The sequence below is a fragment of the Rhizobacter sp. genome (assembly GCA_019635355.1).
In the GTDB taxonomy this organism is placed as follows: domain Bacteria; phylum Pseudomonadota; class Gammaproteobacteria; order Burkholderiales; family Burkholderiaceae_C; genus Rhizobacter.
In genome coordinates, this window is record JAHBZQ010000001.1 from 3,519,832 (window position 1) to 3,539,073 (window position 19,242).

The window sequence follows — 19,242 nt, forward strand, 5'->3', positions numbered from 1 at the left end:
CCCCGTTCACCGAGTCACCCGTGACCATGACCGACGTTCAAAACCTTCCTGAAGAACCGCCGAAGAAGACCGCTGCCGAGATCAGCGCCGGCTATGGCGAGGGCAGCATTCAGATCCTCGAAGGCCTGGAAGCCGTGCGCAAACGGCCCGGCATGTACATCGGCGACACCTCCGACGGCACCGGCCTGCACCACCTGGTGTTCGAGGTGGTCGACAACTCCATCGACGAAGCACTCGCCGGCCATTGCGACGACATCGTCGTCACCATCCACAGCGACAACTCCATCTCCGTCATCGACAACGGCCGTGGCATCCCGACCGGCGTGAAGATGGACGACAAGCACGAGCCCAAGCGCTCGGCCGCGGAGATTGCCCTGACCGAGCTGCACGCCGGCGGCAAGTTCAACCAGAACAGCTACAAGGTCTCGGGCGGCCTGCACGGTGTGGGCGTGTCGTGCGTGAACGCACTCTCGAAGTGGCTGCGCCTGACGGTGCGCCGCGACGGCAAGCAGCACTTCATCGAGTTCAAGAAGGGTGTGCCGCAGGACCGCGTGCTGGAGATGCGTGACGGCTTCGAAGTGAGCCCGATGAAGATCACCGGCGAAACCGAGAAGCGCGGCACCGAGGTGCACTTCCTGCCCGACGACGAGATCTTCCAGCAGAACGCCGACTTCCACTACGACATCCTCGCCAAGCGCCTGCGCGAACTTTCGTTCCTCAACAACGGCGTGAAGATCCGCCTCGTCGACGAGCGCAACAACAAGGAAGACAACTTCGCCTTCGCCGGCGGCGTGAAGGGCTTCGTCGACTTCATCAACACCGGCAAGAAGGTGCTCAACCCGACCGTCTTCCACGCCACCGGCGAGAAGAACAGCGAGCAGGGCACCACCATCACCACCGAAGTGGCGATGCAGTGGAACGACGGCTACAGCGAGTCGGTGCTCTGCTTCACCAACAACATCCCGCAGCGCGATGGTGGCACCCACCTGACCGGCATGCGCGCGGCGATGACGCGCGTCATCAACAAGTACATCGAAGACAACGAGCTGGCCAAGAAGGCCAAGGTCGAGGTCACCGGCGACGACATGCGCGAAGGGCTCTGTTGTGTCTTGAGCGTGAAGGTGCCCGAGCCCAAGTTCAGCAGCCAGACGAAAGACAAGCTGGTGTCGAGCGAAGTCCGCGGCCCGGTGGAAGACGTGGTGAGCAAGGCACTGACCGATTTCCTGCTCGAGAACCCGGCCGACGCCAAGATCATCTGCGGCAAGATCGTCGAAGCGGCCCGCGCCCGCGAAGCGGCCCGCAAGGCGCGCGAGATGACACGCCGCAAGGGCGTGCTCGACGGCATGGGCCTGCCCGGCAAGCTCGCCGACTGCCAGGAGAAAGACCCGTCGCTGTGCGAGATCTACATCGTGGAGGGTGACTCCGCCGGTGGCTCCGCCAAGCAGGGCCGCGACCGCAAGTTCCAGGCGATCCTGCCGCTGCGCGGCAAGATCCTCAACGTGGAGCGCGCGCGCTTCGAGCGCCTGTTGACCAGCAACGAAATCCTCACGCTGATCACTGCCCTCGGCACCAGCATCGGCAAGGAAGAGTTCAACCCCGACAAGCTGCGCTACCACCGCATCATCATCATGACCGACGCGGACGTGGACGGCGCGCACATCCGCACGCTGCTCTTGACCTTCTTCTACCGGCAGATGCCCGAGATCGTCGAGCGTGGCCATGTCTACATCGCGCAGCCGCCGCTCTACAAGGTCAAGCTCGGCAAGGAAGAGCAGTACCTGAAAGACGGCCACGAGCTCGACGGCTACCTGCTCAAGGTGGCGCTGAAAGACGCCAAGCTCGAAACTGGCATGGGCGGCGCCGTGCTGACCGGCGAGACGCTCGACACGCTGGCCCGCCAATACGTGCTCGCCAACAACGTGGTCGACCGCCTGGCCAAGTGGATGGACGTGGAAGCCCTGCGCGCGATGGCCAACGGCCTGGAACTCCAGCTCGACACGCTCGAAGCCGCCGAGCAGTCGGCCCAGGCGTTGAAGGCTGCGCTGCACAACGCCGAAGTCACCGCCGAGTTCGACACGCGCATGGACAAGCACATCCTGCGCATCAGCCGCATGCACCACGGCAACGTGAAGAGCAGCGTGATCACCGCCGACTTCGTGCACGGCGCCGACTACGAAGCGCTCAGCACGGCCGGCCGCACCTTCAAGGGACTGGTGAGCGCTGAAGCCGTGGTCAAGCGTGGCGAAGGCGACAAGCAGAAGGAAGCCAAGGTCACCGACTTCCGCCAGGCGATGGCGTGGCTGATCCAGCAGGCCGAAAACGCGGTGGGCCGTCAGCGCTACAAGGGCCTGGGCGAGATGAACCCCGAGCAGCTCTGGGAAACGACGATGGACCCGACCGTGCGCCGCCTGCTCAAGGTGCAGATCGACGACGCGATCGAGGCCGACCGTGTCTTCACCATGCTGATGGGCGACGAGGTGGAGCCGCGCCGCGACTTCATCGAGCAGAACGCGCTGCGCGCGGCCAACATCGACGTCTGACCCTTTCTCTCGTTTCTGCACCCTCTTCCGGGCCGTGTCGACGGCGCAAGCCGTCGCATAGACTCCCGCTCGCCGATCACAGACAAGGGGAGCGGACGGCATGCAGTGGAGCCTGGAGGGGGTGGTGGCGCTGGCGCCCGACGATGCGTCGGCAAAGGCAGCCCGTGGCCTGACCTCGGCGGGCAAGTGGCCGTTGCTCGGGGCGAACGATGCGGCGGCCTGGGGCGAGTGCCAGGGCAGCGGCTCCAAGCCCTACCAGACGCAAGTCGACTTCAACGGGCCGGCGTTTCGCTGCAGTTGCCCGAGCCGCAAGTTCCCCTGCAAGCACGGCTTGGCGTTGCTGATGATGCGGGCGCAGGACGAGTCGCTCTTCAAGGCAACCGACGCGCCGGCCTGGGTCAGCGAGTGGCTGGCCTCGCGCCACGAAAAGGCGCAGAAGCAGGAAGAGCGTCAGCGCGAGAAAGCGAGTGCTCCTCCGCCCGACCCGCAGGCGGTGGCCAAGCGCGAGGCCCAGCGTTGGCAACGCATGACGGCCGCAGGCGAAGAGCTGCAACGCTGGTTGGCCGATCAGCTCGCGCGGGGCCTCGGTGCCTTGAACGACGAGACCCTCCGGACCTGGCACACGATGGCAGCGCGTATGGTGGATGCGCAGGCGCCCGGCCTGGCCTTCCACGTGCGAGAGGCCGCACAGTGCGCCGGCCGTGGCGTGTCGTCGCCCGAGCGGCTGTTGCATCGCCTCGGGGTGTTGCAGCTCATGTGCGATGCGCTCCAGCGCCGCGAGCAGCTCTCGCCCGAGCAGCAGGCCGACCTGCAAAGTGCACTCGGGTGGCCGCAGGACAAGGCCGAGGTGCTGGCCAGCGGGCCCCGGATGAACGACCGCTGGACGGTGCTCGGCATCGCAGTCGAAGAACGCGATGACAAGCTGACCGAGCGCCGGGTGTGGCTGCACGGCCAGCAGACGGGCCGCCGTGCCTGCCTGCTGGACCATGCCTTCGGTGGGCGCGGCTTCGAGCAGAGCTGGCTGGTGGGCACCGGTGTCGAGGGTGCGCTGGCCTTCTTCCCGGGTGCGGCGGGTGTGCGGGCCTTGTGGGCCGACGCTCCGGCAGTGCCGGGCCCCGCCGTGTGGCCGGTTGCGACGCCGGCCGAGGAGCGGCTTGCGATCGCCCAGCGGGTGTCGGCCTGCCCCTGGACGGGCACCCACCCGCGGGTGCTGGCGAAGGCCATCGTGATGATTCAAGGCCCCAAGGTGCTGGCACTGAGTGCTGATGAAGCGGTGCCGCTCCACCTGGGCGAACATAACCGGTGGCAGCTGATGGCGTCGACCGGGGGTCGTCCCTGCCAGTTGATGGGCGAGTGGGACGGCGAGCAGCTCGTCCCGCTGACCGCCTGGCGCGGCCCGGCCGAGGGTGTGCTGTGGCAACGGGGGGCCGAATGAGCGCAGGTTCCCCCTGGGCCCCGATGCTGCCCGTCGCCATGGTCGGCACCGACCGGCAACCCGGCCCCTTGCCACGCTGGCCGGGCGAGGTGGGGGAGGTGATGGAGCGTGCCGCGCAATCGGCCGAACATCCTGCGAATGGCTTGCTGCGAGCCGCCGGTGTGCTGGCCGTGTGTGGCCTCGCCGGTGCACAAGGTGCCGCGTGGACGCAGGCCGTGCCTTCGCCCGCACCTGACGACGCCTGGCCGCCGGTGCCCGAGGGTCCATTGCGCAGCCTCATCGCGTGGTCCTTGGCCGAGGGCCCGCCGCGCCTTGTGCAGTGGCTGTGCCTGCAGCTCGGGTCGGCGCAGCACCGCTTGCCGCACACCCTGCTGCCGGCCGCGCTCGATGCGGGCCGTCGGTCGATCGCCTTGCGCGCCGTGTTGCTGCCGGTGCTCGACCAGCGCGGCCTATGGCTTGCCGCACAACGCGACGAATGGCGATACGCCGCCGGTGCCGACGCCGACACGCCCGATGCCCAACGCTGGACCGACGGCAGCCTGGAGCAGCGCCGCGAGGTCCTGCTGCACGAGCGCCGCCACAACCCGGCCGCCGCCCGCGAGCGCTACGCCGCCGCCCTGGAAGAACTGCCCGCCAAGGAACGCGCCGAGCTCCTGGCCGTGTTGGCCGAAGGCCTCGGCCCCGATGACGAAGCCCTGCTCGATCGCCTGCGCGCCGACCGCAGCCGCGAGGTGCGACAAGTGGCCTGCCAGCTGCTGCTGCGCCTGCCCACCGCCGCCCATCCCCAACGCGCGACCGTGCGCCTCGCGCCGCTGCTCCGGCACGAACGGGTGCTGCTGCGCAAACGCTGGCAGATCGACGCCCCCACGGCGGAAGCCGCCGACTGGAAAGCCGACAACGTCGACGCGGCCCGGCCCAAGCACGAGACGCTCGGTGAACGCGCCTGGTGGCTCTACCAGCTGGTGCGCCAGGTGCCGCTGGGTTGGTGGACCACTCACACCGAGCTCGACGCCCCCGCCCTCATCGCCTGGGCCCACGACACCGACTGGGCCGAAGCCCTGCTGCGAGGCTGGCGCGACGTGCTGCTGGCCGCGCCCGAAGCCGCCTGGTGCAATGCCTTCCTCGACCACTGGCCTGCCAAGTACCTGCGCGACGACCCGGCCACCGTGCTGGCCTTGCTGCCACCCGCCGCGCGCGAGCGCCACTGGCTGCGCCACCTGGGCCAGGGCCAGGTGTCGGTGCCGGGCATCGTGCAGCAGGTGCTCACGGCCTGTGCCCCGGGCGAGTCGCTCTCGCGCGAACTTTCGGAGCGGCTCGTCGAGGCCATCGTGCCGCGTGTTGGGGGCCGCACCTTCGCCGACGACTACGCCTTGCGCTCGCTGCTCCCCGAACTCTGCTGCGCGCTGCACCACGAGCTGCTGCCGCGCCTGTCGCAGCTCGCCCAGCAAGACGAACTCACGCCCTCCATGGGGCAGACGCTGCACGCCGCCACACAGGTGGTGGCGGTGCGCCAGGCCCTTCATTCCTTCATCACCTCGAGGACACCATGACCGCTTCCACTGCCGCGACGACCCCCCAGCAGGTGATGCGCCAGCATGCCGAAGTGCAGTTCGCCGAAGAGCTGGCCGAGCTGCGCCGCGTCGATGACCGTGCGCGGCCCGAGAACTGGGCGTTGTCGCCCTGGGCCGTGGTGCGCTACCTGATGGGTGGCAAGCTCGACAACGGCTTCGAGGTCAGCGCCAAGTACATCGGCAGCGCCCGCCTGATGGAGATCGCCGTCGCCACGCTCGCCACCGACCGCGCGCTCTTGCTCTACGGCGTGCCCGGCACGGCCAAGTCGTGGGTGTCGGAGCACCTGGCCGCGGCCATCAGCGGCGACTCCACGCTCTTGATCCAGGGCACCGCGGGCACCAGCGAAGAGCAGTTGCGCTATGGCTGGAACTACGCGCAGCTGCTGGCCCACGGGCCGTCGGAGGCTGCACTCGTCGCCAGCCCGCTGATGCAGGCCATGCGCCGTGGCCGCATCGCACGCATCGAAGAACTCACCCGCATCCCCGCCGACGTGCAGGACAGCCTCATCACCGTGCTGTCCGAGAAGACTCTGCCCATCCCCGAGCTCGGCAGCGAGGTGCAGGCCTCGCGCGGCTTCAGCGTGATCGCGACCGCCAACAACCGCGACAAGGGGGTCAACGAACTCTCGGCCGCTCTCAAGCGGCGCTTCAACACCGTGGTGCTGCCAGTGCCGGCCACCGAAGACGAAGAAGTCTCCATCGTCGTCAAGCGGGTGGCCGAACTGGGCCGCGCGCTGCAGCTGCCGGCCGAGCCACCGGCGCTGAAGGAGGTGCGGCGCATCGTGCAGATCTTCCGCGAGCTGCGCAACGGCAAGACGGAAGACGGCAAGACGCAGATCAAGTCGCCGAGCGCCACGCTCTCGACCGCCGAGGCCATCTCGGTGATCAACAGCGGCATGGCCCTCGCCGGCCACTTCGGCGACGGGGTGCTGCGCGCGCACGACCTCGCTTCGGGCCTGATCGGCGCGGTGGTGAAAGACCCGGTGCAGGACAACGTGGTCTGGAACGAATACCTCGAAACGGTGATGAAAGAGCGCAGCGAGTGGAAGGACCTGTACCGCGCCTTCCGCGACCTCAGCTGAACCGCTGCCGCCGATGCCCGCACCGCACTACTTCGGCATCCGCCACCACGGCCCCGGCTGTGCCCGCAGCCTGCTGCGGGCCTTCGAGGCGCTGCGGCCCGACTGTGTGCTGATCGAAGGCCCGCCCGAAGCCGACGAGCTGGTGCGTGCCGTGGTCGCCGATGGCATGCAGCCCCCCGTGGCGCTGCTGAGCCACTGCCCCGACGACACCCGCCTCGCGGTCTATCACCCCTTCGCCGAGTTCTCGCCCGAGTGGCAGGCCCTGCGCTGGTCGGTGCTGGCGGGGGTGCCGGCGCGCTTCATCGACCTGCCGCTGGTGCATGGCCTGGCGCTCGACCAGGCCGAGCGCGATGCGCCGCCGCCCGAGGCCGAGGTGGAAGACGACCGCGAGGCCCTGCCCGACGAAGGCCCTCATGTCGAGACCGGCGACCCGCTCGACTGGTTCGCCCGCGCCTCCGGCCATGCCGATGGCGAAGCCTGGTGGAACCACATGGTCGAAGAGCGGGGTGACGGTGAAGAGCTCTTCGCCGCCATCCACGAAGCGATGACCACGCTGCGCGCCGAAGCCGGTGACCGGCCGAGGACAGACGCCGACGCACGCCGCGAGGCCCTGCGCGAAGCGCACATGCGCCAGAGCATCCGCGCCGCGCAGAAGGAAGGCTTCGAGCGCATCGCGGTGGTGTGCGGCGCCTGGCACCTGGGCGGCCTGGTGGCCGAGCACACCGTGAAGGCCGACACCGCCTTGCTCAAGGGCCTGCCCAAGCTGAAGGTGCAGACCACCTGGGTGCCCTGGACCTACCGCCACCTCTCGCGTGCCAGCGGCTACGGCGCCGGCATCGCCTCGCCCGGCTGGTACGAGCACCTGTGGAAGAGCCACGGCAGCCCGCAGCCGCGTGCCATCGGCTGGCTGGCCCGCGTGGCGCGGCTGATGCGCGAGCGCGAGCTCGACTGTTCGTCGGCGCACCTGATCGAAGCCTCGCGCCTCGCCGAGGCGCTGGCGGCGCTGCGCGAGCGGCCGGCACCCGGCCTGGAAGAGCTGCACGAGGCCACCCGCACCGTGCTCACGCTGGGCGACGACACGGTGCTGCATTTCATCCACGACGCGCTGGTCGTCGGCGACCGTTTCGGCAGCGTGCCGCCCGACGTGCCGGTGGTGCCGCTGCAGCGTGACCTGGAGCAGGCGCAGAAGTCGCTGCGCCTCAGGCCCGAAGCCTTGCAGAAGACGCTCGACCTCGACCTGCGCAACGCCAACGACCTGGCCCGCAGCCACCTGCTGCACCGCCTCAACCTGATCGGTGTCGCCTGGGGCAGCCTGGCCAAGGTGGGCCGCTCGGCACGCGGCACCTTCCATGAGGTCTGGTCGCTGCAGTGGCAACCCGAGTTCGTGCTGCGGCTGATCGAAGCCAGCGTGTGGGGCCGCACGGTCGAAGAGGCGGCCACCGCCCGCGCCATCGACCGCAGCGCGCAGAGCTCCGATCTGGTCGCCCTGTCGGCGCTGGTCGACAGCGTGCTGCTCGCCGACCTCGACCATGCGGTGGCGGCCGTGACGCAGGCGCTGGAAAACCGCGCGGCCGTCACCGGCGATGCACAGCAGTTGCTGGCGGCCCTGCCGCCGCTGGCCAATGTGTTCCGCTACGGCAACGTGCGACAGACCGACGCGTCGATGGTGGGCCATGTGCTCGACGGGCTGATCGTGCGCGCCGCGATCAGCCTGCCGCTGGCCGCCTCGTCGCTCGACGATGCGGCGGCCGAGACCCTGCGCGACAAGCTGCTCGGCGCGCACGCCGCGGTGGCGCTGCGCGATGGCGAAGAGCAGACGCAGGCGTGGCAACGGGCGCTTGTGCAGCTGGCCGCGTCATCGGGCGCGCACGAGTTGCTGCAAGGCGTGGCCGTGCGCCTGCTGCTCGACACCGGGGCCTGGGCGCACGAGCAGGCGGCGCAGGCGCTGTCGCTGCACCTTTCGTCGGGGGCCGACCCGGGCAAGGCCGCGGCGTGGCTCGACGGCTTCCTCAACCGCAACGCGGTGGTGCTGCTGCACGACCCCCAGGTGTGGCGGCTGGTCGATGCTTGGCTGGCCAGCCTGAGCGATGAGCATTTCCTGCGCGTGCTGCCGCTGGTGCGGCGCAGCTTCTCGGCCTTCGGGCCGGGTGAGCGGCGTGACCTCGGCCAGCGTGCGCGACAAGGCGCGCCCGACGCTTCGGCCACGGTCGTGGCGCACAGCTGGGACGAGACACGTGCGGTGATGCCGTTGCCGGTGCTGCGCCGCATCCTGGGGCTGGAAGCATGAGCACGAGCATGAGCACGAACGACGACGACCGCCTGCGCCGCTGGCGCCTGGTGCTGGGCCAGGAGGCCGAAGCGTCCTGTGGCGCGCTCGCCGGCCCGGCGCTCGAGATGGACCAGGCCCTCGCCGCGCTCTACGAACCGCAGGGCCCCGGCGGCCTGCAATCGCGCGACCGGCGCGGTGGCCGCGGCGGCTCGGCCCCGAGCGTGGCCCGCTGGCTGGGCGACATCCGCAAGTACTTCCCGAGCCAGGTGGTGCAGGTGATGCAGCGTGATGCGCTGGAGCGCCTGAACCTGCGCGACATGCTGCTGCAGCCCGAGATGCTGCAGAGCGTGCAGCCCGACGTGCACCTGGTGGCCAGCCTGATGGCGCTGTCGCACGTGATCCCGGCCGGCACCAAGGAGACCGCGCGCCAGGTGGTGCGCGCGGTGGTCGACGAGCTGATGAAGCGCCTGGAAGAGCCGATGCGCTCGGCCATCACCGGCGCGCTCGACCGCAGCCGCCGCAACCGCCGGCCGCGCCATGCCGAGATCGACTGGCAGCGCACCATCCGCGCCAACCTCAAGCACTGGCAGCCCGAGTACCGCACCGTGGTGCCCGAGACCCTGGTCGGCTACGGCCGCAAGGCACGCCGGCCGCAGCGTGAGGTGGTGCTGTGCATCGACCAGAGCGGCTCGATGGCCAACTCGGTGGTCTACGCCAGCATCTTCGGCGCGGTGATGGCCTCGCTGCCGGCGGTGGCCACCAAGCTCGTGGTCTTCGACACCGCGGTGGTCGACCTGAGCGAGCAGCTCGACGACCCGGTGGAGCTGCTCTTCGGCGTGCAGCTCGGGGGTGGCACCGACATCAACGGCGCGGTGGGCTATTGCCAGTCCATCATCCGCGAGCCGCGCAACACCATCTTCGTGCTCATTTCCGACCTGTACGAAGGCGGCGTCGAGGCCAACCTGCTGCGCCGCGCCGCCGAGCTGGTCGAGAGCGGCGTGCAGTTCATCACCCTGCTGGCGCTGAGCGACGAAGGGGCGCCCGCCTACGACCATGCGCTCGCGGCCAAGCTCGCCGCCTTGGGGGTGCCTTCGTTCGCCTGCACGCCCGATGCCTTCCCCGGCCTGATGGCGGCGGCCATTCGCCGCGACGACGTGAACGCGTGGGCCGCCGGGCAGGGCCTGGTCACGAGTGCCAAGGCGCGCTGAGCGGCCCGCTGCGTCCACATGAAAAAGGCCCCTCGCGGGGCCTTGGGGTGTCACCGGACGGTCAACCGCCGATCAGAGGTCGTCATCACGGCGCAGGTTGCGGTCGGCGTCCTTCAACGCCTCCTTCGCATCGCCGTAGCGCTTCTGCACCTTGCCCTCGACCTGTTTGGCCGCACCACGGGCTTCGTGCTTGGGGCTGCCGAGCGCCTCGCCGGCCTTGCGTTGCACCTTGCCGGCGGCGTCCTTCATGGCGCCTTTCACCTGGTCCTTGTTCATGGGGACATCTCCTTCAGTCGGGTTGAAACACCGAGACGTGGCGTTCACGTCTCACCGTGCTGGAAGCCTACGCGCCGCCTCACGGGAAGGCTGCGAGAGGGCGGCGCGGATCGAGGTCGGACCGCGCCTACATCGCAGGTCGGCGCGACGCGCTAGCGGCGGTGCGGGGCGAGGTCCTTCTCTTCGCCCGAGCGCGTCTGCGCGTCGAGGCCACGGTCGGGGGATTCGAAGGTCTGCTGCTCGTCGCCGCTCGGCTCGATCAGCTCTTCGATGATGAACTGGCCGTATCGCTGCGCCCGCTCGGCGTGGAAGCGGCGTGCGATCTCGGCCACCTGCGTCCATTGCGCTTCTTCCTTGGCCTTCACGACGAGGAAGCTGTAGCCCTCGTCGGCCAGCTCGCCGCGGGCGCGTGCGAGGTTGATCTCCTGGCCCAGGTTGGCGAGCGGGCTGGCCTTGGCCAGGTCGAGGTCGACCTGCTCGCGCATCTGGTCGGCGCTGTAGCGGGTGAGGTCGGTGTCGGCGAAGCCGGCATCGCGCAGCGCATCGGCCGCCGCACCCATGTCCTGCTGGGTGGGAAACGAGACGATCACGTGGCCGACGGGGGCGAAGACGCCGAGGGTTTCGTGCTTTGACGTACTGTCCATGAACATGCTCCTTGCCGGCCCGGCGGGCCGTTTCGTCGCATCGTCCCCAGGCGGGCGCGGCGCGTCACCCGGACGGCGGCGCAAGGGGCTGTCGGCGATTGCCTACCTGGCCGGGCCCGCCGACGCGAGCCCCGCCTGCCAGAGCGGCCAGGCGGCCTCGAAGGGCGTGGTGGGCGTGGTGGGCGATGGCGCGAAGCGCAGCGGGTCGCGCACGAGCGTGACCCAGGCCAGCGTGTCGTGGTGGTTGCCGGGTGGGGCGCCGTCGTCGCGGAAGGCCACGAGCCAGGCGTGCACGGCGGCGTAGTGCTGCGGGTGCTGGCGCTGCGTCCAGGCCAGGCCGACGAGGTCGGCATAGGCCTCTTCGCGGCGGGTCTGCTGCATGGCCTGCCACTCTTCGCGGGTGGCGGCATCGTCGATCTCGCGGCTGGCGGTGAAGCCGGCGGGCACCGTGTGCCAGGCGCCGCGCACGTAGCGCCAGCAGTGGCCCAGTTCATGCGCGGCCATCGCTTCGACGACCGGGGTGAGCAGTGGCGTGGGGATGGTGGTGAGCGTGCTCTCGGCCTCAGGGTTGCCGCGCATCGAGAGCACGAGCTTGCAACGCTCGTCGACATACGCCATCGCGAGTGGCGCTTCCCCCGGCGTGGGCTGCGGCTGCACCACGATGTCGAGCGGCAGGCCTTGCTGGCGTGCGTAGGTGACGACCGGCCAGGCGAGCTGCAGCCAGCGCCGTTCGAGCGCGGTCAGGCCCTCGTCGGCCAGCGCCGGCAGCGAGGCCAGCGCGGCACTGGCAAGCAAGGCGGGCTTCCACATGCCGCCATTGGAGCGGTGTGCACGCGCGGTCAAGCCTCGAAGAGTGCCGACTAAGCACGACTTTTCAGGGCCTTGCCGGCTTGATCTGTTCCACGCACCCGCTACCCTTTGAACCGACTTGCGAACCGACTTGCCGACGGGGCCATGAAAACATTCCAAGCCTTGCTGGACCAGCTGACCCTGGGCCTCGACTCCCGGACGTACAACCTCGACCAGACCTCGGAGCTGGTGTGCCGCCACGTGCAGGCCGAGCTGGGGTGCTCGCAGGTGAGCATCTGGCTGCTCGAGCAGGGGCCGGAAGGCCCGGCGATGCGCCACCAGGTGGGCTACGACGGGCCGGCGGAGCGGGTGCTGGTCGCCACCGAGCCGGTGTGCCACCCCAATATCCTGCCCTACGTGCAGGAACTGACGCAGCAGGGCGTGTTCGCGAGCGACGATGCCTGGGCCGACGAACGCCTGGGGGGCCTGCGCGACAACTTCCTCGTGCCGCTGGACCTGCGCTCGGTGCTCTACGCCACCATCGGCGCCAACGGCACGACGACTGCCATCCTCGCCTGCGCCGAACGGGCCCGCACACGCCACTGGACGGCGGTGGAGATCCGCACGCTCAAGGCCTATGCCGATGCGATCTCGCTGCGCCGTGCGCGGCGCCACCGGCGCGAGGCCGAGGCGAAATCGCTGGCGCAGCGGCTGCTGCAGGCGTAGGCCGCAGCGTCAACCGCCCGAGGCGTCCGTTCACAAACCCAGCCGCTGCGGCGAGAGGTACTGCTGTCGGTAGACCTCGAAGGGCAGGGTGTCGGTGGCTTCGACGCGTTTCTGTTCTTCGAGCGAGGCCTGCGCCATCTGCGCGTAGTGCAGCGCCTGCTCGGCGCTGAAGGGCAGCGCGAGCAGGCTCGCCTGCGTCTGGCGGCTCTGCGCCAGCGTGAACTGCGCAAAGCTGTGCTGGAAGTCCTGCGCCATCGCGTTGAGCACCCGCGCCGAGGGCGTGAGGCTCGCATCGGCCAGCAGCTCACGCGCGGCCACGAGCGCCGCCTGGTGCAGCTCGCCGCCATGGGCGGCATCGAGTGCGGCGGCGATCGGCCGGCACTCGTCGACGATCTGCAGGCCCCATTCGACGAGCGTCACCTCCTGCGTGCCACGCTCCAGCTTCAGGCCGGGCTCGCGCCCACGCGCCGCGGTGCGGTGCTGGTTGCGCCCGAGCGCGGCAATCTCGTCGGGCGTGTCGGGCGGGCTCGCGCTCAGCAGGCAATGCAGCAGGAAGACGTCGAGGAAACGCGTTGTCTCGGCGGTGATGCCGATGGGCACGAAGGGGTTGAGGTCCATCAGCCGCACTTCGACGTATTCGACGCCGCGCTCGCGCAGCGCGTGCAGCGGGCGCTCGCCGGGGAAGATCACGCGCTTGGGGCGGATGGTCCCGTAGAACTCGTTCTCGATCTGCAAGAGGCTGGTGGCGAGCTGGTTGTACTCGCCGCCCGGGTTGTGGATGCCCACCGCGGCATAGGCCGGGTAGGGGCGGGTCAGCGCGTCTTGCAATGAGGCACCGTAGCTCGCCAGGCCGTTGTAGCTGACGGCCAGGCTCGCCTGCGCATCGCTCTGGTAGCCGAGCCGGCCCATGCGCAGCGAGGTGCCGTGCGGCATGTAGAGCGTGCGCTCCGAGAGCTGCTGCAGCTCGTGCGGCCGGCCTTCGACGAAGCTCGCGCCCACCGCGGGCGAGGCGCCGAAGAGATAGAGCAGCAGGAAGGAATGGCGGCGGAAGTTGCGGATCAGCGAGAAGTAGCCTTCGTCGGACACCCCGGGCAGCGACCAGTTGTAGTGGATGCCCGAGATCGTCTGCATGCGCCGGCCGTAGCGGTGGCCGAGGCCCATGCGGTAGACGCTCTTGGCGCGCCCCACGTTGGAGTTGCCATAACGCCCGAGCGGGATGGTCTCGTCGGTGGGCAGCTCGCAGGGCATGCTCGACACCCACAGCAGCTCGTCGCCCGCGGCCTGCATCGCGTGGTAGACGGCCTGGTGGATCTGCGTGAGCTCGCCGAGGCAGCCTTCAATGGAGGCATGCGCGCCGGTCACGAGCTCGAGCTGCGACTCGCTGAAATCGGTGGTGATGTGCGGGTGGGTGAGGGCCGAGCCGAGGGCCGCCGGGTGCGGCGTGAGCGCGAGCGCCGCATCGGGGCGGGCCCGCAGGCTTTCTTTCTCGATGCCGCGGCGGATGCCGGTGAGCACGCTCTTCGGCAGCGCACGCAGGCGGTCTGGCAGGTCGCTCATGACAGCCCCTCGCCCTTCGGGCGATCCCCCAGGGGGATGCGGGCCGGCTTGGGAGCGGCCCGGCGCTCGGCCCGCTGCGCGCGTCTCTTGTCCATGCACGGTCTCCTCAATCCTCTCAGGGGAGCGGAAGGTATCAGAGCTTGGCGTCCGGCGCCGGCCAGCGGGTTGATCGAAGCTGTGTTAGGTCAAGCCGCCGGCAGCAGCTTCACCGTGAGGCGACCCCCGCGCTCCACGAGCTGCAGCAGGCGGTCGATGTTGGGGTGCTTGCCGGGGTGGGCGCGGGCGTCGGCGGTGTGCTCGGCGTAGAGCGTCAGGCCTTCGTGCGCGGCCTCCACCGTGATGGCGCCGAAGCGCTGCGCCAGCGCGTGGTACACGGCCACCGAGCCAGCGGAGCCGGGCTTGTTTTCCAGCGTGGCGATGGTGGTGCCCTGGTCGTCGAGGAGTTGCAGGCCGGCGAGGTGGTTCACCGGCGGCAGGGTCTTGAGGTTGTCCGCGAAGGCCATGTCGTCGTCCTCAGGTCGCCGACTGGAAGAGCGCCAGCGTGCGCTCGAAGGCGAGGCGTGCGCTCTCGGGTTCGTAGTCCTTGCGGCGGTCGGACTGGAAGCCGTGGCCGGCGTCGTACAGGTAGACGGGCACTTCGGGGTGCGCATCGATCACCTTCTGCACCCCGTCGAGCGGGATGCCGGCGTCGTGCTTGCCGAAGTGCAGGATGGTCGGGCACTTGGGGGTCTCGTTCGCGAACTGCGGCACGAGGCTCCCGTAGTAGCCCGAGGCGGCGGCGAGGCCGGTGCAACGGCAGGCCGCCGCCCACGACACCGAGCCGCCGTAGCAGTAGCCGGTGATGAAGACCTTGCCCTTCTTGGCAAGGGCGTCGATGCAGGTCTGCGCGTCGGCCACGCTCAGCTTGAAGGGGTGGAGCTCGCGCGCCACCTTGATGGCCTTGGCCACGTCTTCTTCGGAGTAGCTGGCCTGGAAGCCTGGCGCCTCGCGGTCGTAGATGGCGGGGGCGAGCACCTCGAAGCCCTGGTCGGCGAAGCGGTCGGCCTGCTCCTTGATGTGCTCGGTGACGCCGAAGATCTCTTGGATCAGCACCAGCCCGCCGCGGCGTTGGCCCTTCGGCTCGACGTGGTAGACCCCGATGGGGGCGCCGTCGCTCATGGTCATCTGGATCATGCTGCCGCGTGTGCTCATGGGGCTCTCTCCGGGGTTGATTCGGGGTGGGGCAGGAATATACGGCGTGATCCATGACATTGCCGAACGGGCGGGAGAAGCCGGTCTGCCTGCTGCAACGCGCGGGCCACGCCTGAAACAAAGACAGCAAGTTGCATAGACCAACTTATTGCGCTATGCTGAACTCGCTTCAAAGGAGAAACACCATGAGCCGTCGAGCCCAACTTCTCGTCATCGATCCTCAGAACGACTTCTGCGACCTGCCCGATTCCTACCGCCCGGCCGATGCCCTGACCGGCCAGCGTGTGGCGCCTACGCTGCCGGTGGCCGGCGCGCACGCCGACATGCAGCGCCTGGCCGCGTTCATCCGCGACACCAGCGCCGTGTGGAGCGACATCGCCATCACCCTCGACTCGCACAACCGCCTGCACATCGCGCACCCCACCTTCTGGCAAAAGGGCGATGGCGGCGCGGTGGCCCCATTCACCGCCATCAAGGCCGAACAGGTGCGCGCCGGCGAATACCTGCCGCGCGACCCGGCCATGCTGCCGCGCGCGCTGGCGTACCTCGACGCGCTCGACGCCCGTGGCCGCTACACGCTGATGGTGTGGCCGGTGCACTGCGAGGTGGGCAGCTGGGGCCACAACGTGCACCCCGACGTGCGCAACGCCTACAACGTGTGGGAGACGCAGCAGCTCAAGGTCGTGCGCAAGGTGATGAAGGGCGGCAATACCTTCACCGAGCACTACAGCGCGCTGCAAGCCGAGGTGCCCGACGCGGCCGACCCCGAGACGCTGCTCAACCGCACGCTGCTGGATGCACTCGACACGGCTGACCTCCTGGTGATCGCCGGCGAGGCCAGCAGCCACTGCGTGAAGGCCACCACCGAAGACATCGTCGACCACCTGCCCGGCGGCCGGCCGGAGCGCATCGTGCTGCTCACCGACTGCATGAGCCCGGTGGGTGGGTTCCAGGCGCAGCACGAGGCCTTCCTCGCCGACATGAGCGGGCGGGGCGTGCAATTGGCCACCACCGCCGACCTGCTGCCCGAGTTGCTGGCCAACCGTTGAAAGCTTGACATGACCCCCGTCATCCGCAACCTGCTCGAGACCGACCTCTACAAGTTCACCATGTGGCAGACCTTGCTGCATGGCCACCCGCAGGCGCAGGCCGAGTACCGCTTCGTCTGCCGCAACACGCCGGCCTACCCGCTGGCCGAGCTGCTGCCCGAGGTGAACGCGCAGCTCGACCACCTGTGCAGCCTGTCGTTCCGCGAAGAGGAGCTGGCCTATCTCGGCGGCCTGCGCTTCATCAAGAGCGACTTCGTCGACTTCCTGCGCATCTTCCGCTTCCAGCGCCGCTTCATCGAGGCGCGCGCCAAGGGCCCGGTGCTGGAGATCGTGGCCAAGGGGCCGCAGGTGCACGTGATGGGGTTCGAGATCTACGTGCTCGCGATCGTCAACGAGCTGTACTTCCGGCGTTTCGAGCAGGCGCCGGCGCTCGCCGAAGGCCGCCGCCGCCTGCAAGAGAAGCTGGCCCAGCTGCGCGCCTTCGAGGCCGAGCCGGCACGCGCCAACCCCTTCGAGTTCTTCGACTTCGGCGTGCGCCGGCGCTTCAGCGGCGCGTGGCAGGAAGAGGTGGTGGCGACGCTGAAGGAGAACGTGCCGCAGTTCTTCAAGGGGAGCTCCAACGTGCACTTGGCGCGCACCCTCGGCCTCGTGCCCATCGGCACCATGGCCCACGAGTACCTGCAGGCCTACCAGGCGTTCGGCGTGCGCCTGCGCGATTTCCAAAAGGCGGCTCTCGAAGACTGGGTGCAGGAATACCGCGGCGACCTCGGTGTGGCGCTCACCGACGTGGTCGGCATGGACGCCTTCCTTGCCGACTTCGACCTCTACTTCGCCAAGCTCTTCGACGGCCTGCGCCACGACTCGGGTGACCCCGTGGTGTGGGGCGAGAAGGCGCTCGCGCACTACGCGAAGCTGCGCATCGACGCACGCACCAAGCGCCTCGTCTTCAGCGACGGGCTCGACCTGCCCACCGCCTTCCAGCTCTACCGCCACTTCGCCGACCGCACGCAGACGGGCTTCGGCATCGGCACCTCGCTCAGCAACGACGTGGGCCTCACGCCGCTCAACATCGTGATGAAGCTGACCCACTGCAACGGCCAGCCGGTCGCGAAACTGTCCGACTCGCCGGGCAAGACGCTCTGCGAAGACCAGACTTTCCTGGCCTACCTGCGCCAGGTGTTCAACGTGAAGGAGGTGACTTGATGCTCCACATCGCCGTCGCCCAGCTCAACTACTTCGTTGGCGACATCGAAGGCAACGCGCAGAAGATGATCGCGGCCGCGCAGCAGGCCGCGCGCGACGGCGCCGAGCTGATCGTGTTCTCGGAGCTCTCGCTCACCGGCTACTACCCCGGCGACCTGCTCGACGAGCTGCACTTCATGGACCGCGTGGCCGCCGGCATCGAGAGCCTGAAGAGCGCCTCGCGCCAGTTGCGCAACCTGCACTGGGTGCTGGGTGCGCCGGTGCCGCGCGTCGGCCCGGGCAAGCGCCTGCACAACATGCTGCTTGTCATCCATGCGGGTGAGGTGGTGCTGCAGTACGCCAAGCAACTCTTGCCCACGTACAACATCTTCGACGAGCACCGCCACTTCGAGCCCGGCCCCGACGTGGCCCGCGTGCTGCGCATCGGCCACACCCAGGTCGGCGTGATGATCTGCGAAGACGGCTGGAACGACGAAGGGCAGGACTACCGCGTCAACCCCTTCGAGCGCATGCGCGATGCGGCGCCCGACCTGGTGGTGAGCATCAACGCAAGCCCGTCCAACATCGGCAAGCGCGAGCAGCGGCACCAGGTGTTCGGCGATGCGAGCAAGCGCCACGGCCTGCCCATCCTCTATGTCAACCAGGTGGGCGGGCAGGACCAGGTCGTGTTCGACGGTGCCTCGTTTGCCGTAGAGCCCGAGCGGGGTGTGGTCTACGAGGCGCAGCGTTTCGTGGAAGACCTGCGCGTGCTGCGCTTCGACAACGGCCGCTTCCTCACCCGTGCCGGCGAGGCGCTGCCGGCGGTCGACCCGAAGGGGCTGTCGACGATGGCCTTCTATCGCGCGCAGATCGTGCTGGGCCTGCGCGACTACGCCCGCCGCTGTGGCTTTGGCCGGGTGGTCGTCGGCTCCTCGGGCGGCATCGACAGCGCGCTCACGCTGGCGCTGGCCGCCGAAGCGCTGGGGCCCGACAACGTGGTGGGCGTGACGATGCCGTCGAAGTTCTCCTCGTCGGGCTCGGTCGACGACTCGGTCACGTTGTGCCGCAACCTCGGCATCGCGCTCCACACGCACCCGATCAAGGAGCTGGTCGATGGCTATGCGAAGCAGTTCGAGGCGAGCTTCGGCACGCCGCTCGTGGGCCTGCCGCTCGAGAACCTGCAGGCACGCATCCGCGGCACGATCCTCATGGAGTACAGCAACCACTTCGGCCACCTGCTGCTGACCACCGGCAACAAGTCCGAGATCTCGGTCGGCTACTGCACGCTGTACGGAGACACCAACGGCGGCCTCGGCCTGCTGGGCGATCTCTACAAGACGGAGGTGTTCGCGCTCTCGCGCCATGTGAACGAAGCGGCCGGCCGCGAGCTGATCCCTGTCGCCATCATCGACAAGCCGCCCTCGGCCGAACTCGCCCCCGACCAGAAAGACACCGACAGCCTGCCGCCCTACGAGGTGCTCGACGAAGTGCTCAAGGTGCTGATCGAAGGCCCGCGCCTCGCCGCCTGGGAGTTCGCGCAGGCCACCGGCTTCGTCGACAAGCTGACCGCCAGGCCCGAGGGGGCCGCCCTGGTGCAGCGGGTGCGCACGATGATCGCCCGCAACGAATACAAGCGGCGCCAGTCGCCGCCCATCATCCGCGTGCGTGCACGCGCCTTCGGCACCGGGCGGCAGATGCCCATTGCCGCGAAACACGTCTGAGG

The 19,242-nt window shown here is 69.1% G+C and carries 16 protein-coding genes; 10 read left to right on the forward strand and 6 right to left on the reverse strand.

The window, feature by feature from the left end; translation table 11 throughout:
• Nucleotides 1-26 precede the first annotated feature (26 nt).
• From gyrB to KF892_16115, 6 genes are all read left to right on the forward strand, one after another.
• Nucleotides 27-2,540 (forward strand): DNA topoisomerase (ATP-hydrolyzing) subunit B, encoded by a 2,514-nt coding sequence (gyrB, locus tag KF892_16090; protein MBX3626541.1) that lies wholly within the window; start codon nt 27-29, stop codon nt 2,538-2,540.
• 100 nt (nt 2,541-2,640) lie between these two features.
• Nucleotides 2,641-3,975, forward strand: a complete 1,335-nt coding sequence (locus tag KF892_16095) for an SWIM zinc finger family protein (protein MBX3626542.1) — start codon at nt 2,641-2,643, stop codon at nt 3,973-3,975.
• Nucleotides 3,972-5,525: a hypothetical protein gene (locus KF892_16100; GenBank protein ID MBX3626543.1), complete on the forward strand. Its 1,554-nt coding sequence runs from the start codon at nt 3,972-3,974 to the stop codon at nt 5,523-5,525. Before KF892_16095 ends, KF892_16100 begins: the two co-directional genes overlap by 4 nt.
• Complete coding sequence (locus KF892_16105) at nt 5,522-6,628, forward strand: AAA family ATPase (protein MBX3626544.1); 1,107 nt, start codon at nt 5,522-5,524, stop codon at nt 6,626-6,628. The genes KF892_16100 and KF892_16105 overlap by 4 nt, the downstream gene beginning before the upstream one ends.
• A gap of 13 nt (nt 6,629-6,641) precedes the next feature.
• Entirely contained in the window at nt 6,642-8,915 is a 2,274-nt protein-coding gene (locus KF892_16110; protein ID MBX3626545.1) for a hypothetical protein, read from the forward strand.
• An 8-nt stretch (nt 8,916-8,923) separates the two neighbouring features.
• The gene (locus KF892_16115) at nt 8,924-10,105 is read left to right on the forward strand and encodes a VWA domain-containing protein (GenBank protein ID MBX3626546.1); all 1,182 of its coding nucleotides are present in this window, start codon (nt 8,924-8,926) and stop codon (nt 10,103-10,105) included.
• 72 nt (nt 10,106-10,177) lie between these two features.
• Here the strand turns inward: KF892_16115 and KF892_16120 are convergent, their stop codons facing one another.
• The 3 genes from KF892_16120 to KF892_16130 form a co-directional block, all read right to left on the reverse strand.
• Nucleotides 10,178-10,381, reverse strand: coding sequence for a CsbD family protein (locus KF892_16120; protein ID MBX3626547.1), 204 nt, complete (start codon nt 10,379-10,381; stop codon nt 10,178-10,180).
• 152 nt (nt 10,382-10,533) lie between these two features.
• The gene (locus KF892_16125) at nt 10,534-11,025 is read right to left on the reverse strand and encodes a hypothetical protein (GenBank protein MBX3626548.1); all 492 of its coding nucleotides are present in this window, start codon (nt 11,023-11,025) and stop codon (nt 10,534-10,536) included.
• A gap of 102 nt (nt 11,026-11,127) precedes the next feature.
• Nucleotides 11,128-11,835 carry a hypothetical protein gene (locus tag KF892_16130; protein ID MBX3626549.1) on the reverse strand — a complete coding sequence of 236 codons (708 nt, stop codon included), beginning with the start codon at nt 11,833-11,835 and terminating at the stop codon, nt 11,128-11,130.
• Between the two features lie 144 nt (nt 11,836-11,979).
• Between KF892_16130 and KF892_16135 the strand changes: the two genes are divergently transcribed.
• Nucleotides 11,980-12,540 carry a GAF domain-containing protein gene (locus KF892_16135; protein ID MBX3626550.1) on the forward strand — a complete coding sequence of 187 codons (561 nt, stop codon included), beginning with the start codon at nt 11,980-11,982 and terminating at the stop codon, nt 12,538-12,540.
• Between the two features lie 30 nt (nt 12,541-12,570).
• On the opposite strand, the gene gshA is transcribed toward KF892_16135, so the two are convergent.
• The 3 genes from gshA to KF892_16150 form a co-directional block, all read right to left on the reverse strand.
• Nucleotides 12,571-14,097, reverse strand: coding sequence for a glutamate--cysteine ligase (gshA, locus tag KF892_16140; protein MBX3626551.1), 1,527 nt, complete (start codon nt 14,095-14,097; stop codon nt 12,571-12,573).
• Nucleotides 14,098-14,282: 185 nt separating this feature from the next.
• Complete coding sequence (locus KF892_16145; GenBank protein ID MBX3626552.1) at nt 14,283-14,600, reverse strand: DUF2322 family protein; 318 nt, start codon at nt 14,598-14,600, stop codon at nt 14,283-14,285.
• Nucleotides 14,601-14,610: 10 nt separating this feature from the next.
• Nucleotides 14,611-15,288 (reverse strand): dienelactone hydrolase family protein, encoded by a 678-nt coding sequence (locus KF892_16150; protein ID MBX3626553.1) that lies wholly within the window; start codon nt 15,286-15,288, stop codon nt 14,611-14,613.
• A 185-nt stretch (nt 15,289-15,473) separates the two neighbouring features.
• Here KF892_16150 and KF892_16155 point away from each other — a divergent pair, with 185 nt between their 5' ends.
• The 3 genes from KF892_16155 to KF892_16165 are packed head-to-tail and all read left to right on the forward strand — an operon-like array spanning nt 15,474 to nt 19,240.
• Nucleotides 15,474-16,337, forward strand: a complete 864-nt coding sequence (locus tag KF892_16155) for an isochorismatase family protein (GenBank protein MBX3626554.1) — start codon at nt 15,474-15,476, stop codon at nt 16,335-16,337.
• Between the two features lie 9 nt (nt 16,338-16,346).
• The gene (gene pncB / locus KF892_16160; protein MBX3626555.1) at nt 16,347-17,540 is read left to right on the forward strand and encodes a nicotinate phosphoribosyltransferase; all 1,194 of its coding nucleotides are present in this window, start codon (nt 16,347-16,349) and stop codon (nt 17,538-17,540) included.
• The gene (locus KF892_16165; protein ID MBX3626556.1) at nt 17,540-19,240 is read left to right on the forward strand and encodes an NAD+ synthase; all 1,701 of its coding nucleotides are present in this window, start codon (nt 17,540-17,542) and stop codon (nt 19,238-19,240) included. The genes pncB and KF892_16165 overlap by 1 nt, the downstream gene beginning before the upstream one ends.
• Nucleotides 19,241-19,242: the final 2 nt, after the last annotated feature.

Bases quoted from the DNA above. Each gene is read 5' to 3' on its own strand.
- gyrB (MBX3626541.1), top strand. From the start codon at position 27: ATGACCGACGTTCAAAACCTTCCTGAAGAACCGCCGAAGAAGACCGCT.
- KF892_16095 (MBX3626542.1), top strand. From the start codon at position 2,641: ATGCAGTGGAGCCTGGAGGGGGTGGTGGCGCTGGCGCCCGACGATGCG.
- KF892_16100 (MBX3626543.1), top strand. From the start codon at position 3,972: ATGAGCGCAGGTTCCCCCTGGGCCCCGATGCTGCCCGTCGCCATGGTC.
- KF892_16105 (MBX3626544.1), top strand. From the start codon at position 5,522: ATGACCGCTTCCACTGCCGCGACGACCCCCCAGCAGGTGATGCGCCAG.
- KF892_16110 (MBX3626545.1), top strand. From the start codon at position 6,642: ATGCCCGCACCGCACTACTTCGGCATCCGCCACCACGGCCCCGGCTGT.
- KF892_16115 (MBX3626546.1), top strand. From the start codon at position 8,924: ATGAGCACGAACGACGACGACCGCCTGCGCCGCTGGCGCCTGGTGCTG.
- KF892_16120 (MBX3626547.1), bottom strand. From the start codon at position 10,381: ATGAACAAGGACCAGGTGAAAGGCGCCATGAAGGACGCCGCCGGCAAG.
- KF892_16125 (MBX3626548.1), bottom strand. From the start codon at position 11,025: ATGGACAGTACGTCAAAGCACGAAACCCTCGGCGTCTTCGCCCCCGTC.
- KF892_16130 (MBX3626549.1), bottom strand. From the start codon at position 11,835: ATGTGGAAGCCCGCCTTGCTTGCCAGTGCCGCGCTGGCCTCGCTGCCG.
- KF892_16135 (MBX3626550.1), top strand. From the start codon at position 11,980: ATGAAAACATTCCAAGCCTTGCTGGACCAGCTGACCCTGGGCCTCGAC.
- gshA (MBX3626551.1), bottom strand. From the start codon at position 14,097: ATGAGCGACCTGCCAGACCGCCTGCGTGCGCTGCCGAAGAGCGTGCTC.
- KF892_16145 (MBX3626552.1), bottom strand. From the start codon at position 14,600: ATGGCCTTCGCGGACAACCTCAAGACCCTGCCGCCGGTGAACCACCTC.
- KF892_16150 (MBX3626553.1), bottom strand. From the start codon at position 15,288: ATGAGCACACGCGGCAGCATGATCCAGATGACCATGAGCGACGGCGCC.
- KF892_16155 (MBX3626554.1), top strand. From the start codon at position 15,474: ATGAGCCGTCGAGCCCAACTTCTCGTCATCGATCCTCAGAACGACTTC.
- pncB (MBX3626555.1), top strand. From the start codon at position 16,347: ATGACCCCCGTCATCCGCAACCTGCTCGAGACCGACCTCTACAAGTTC.
- KF892_16165 (MBX3626556.1), top strand. From the start codon at position 17,540: ATGCTCCACATCGCCGTCGCCCAGCTCAACTACTTCGTTGGCGACATC.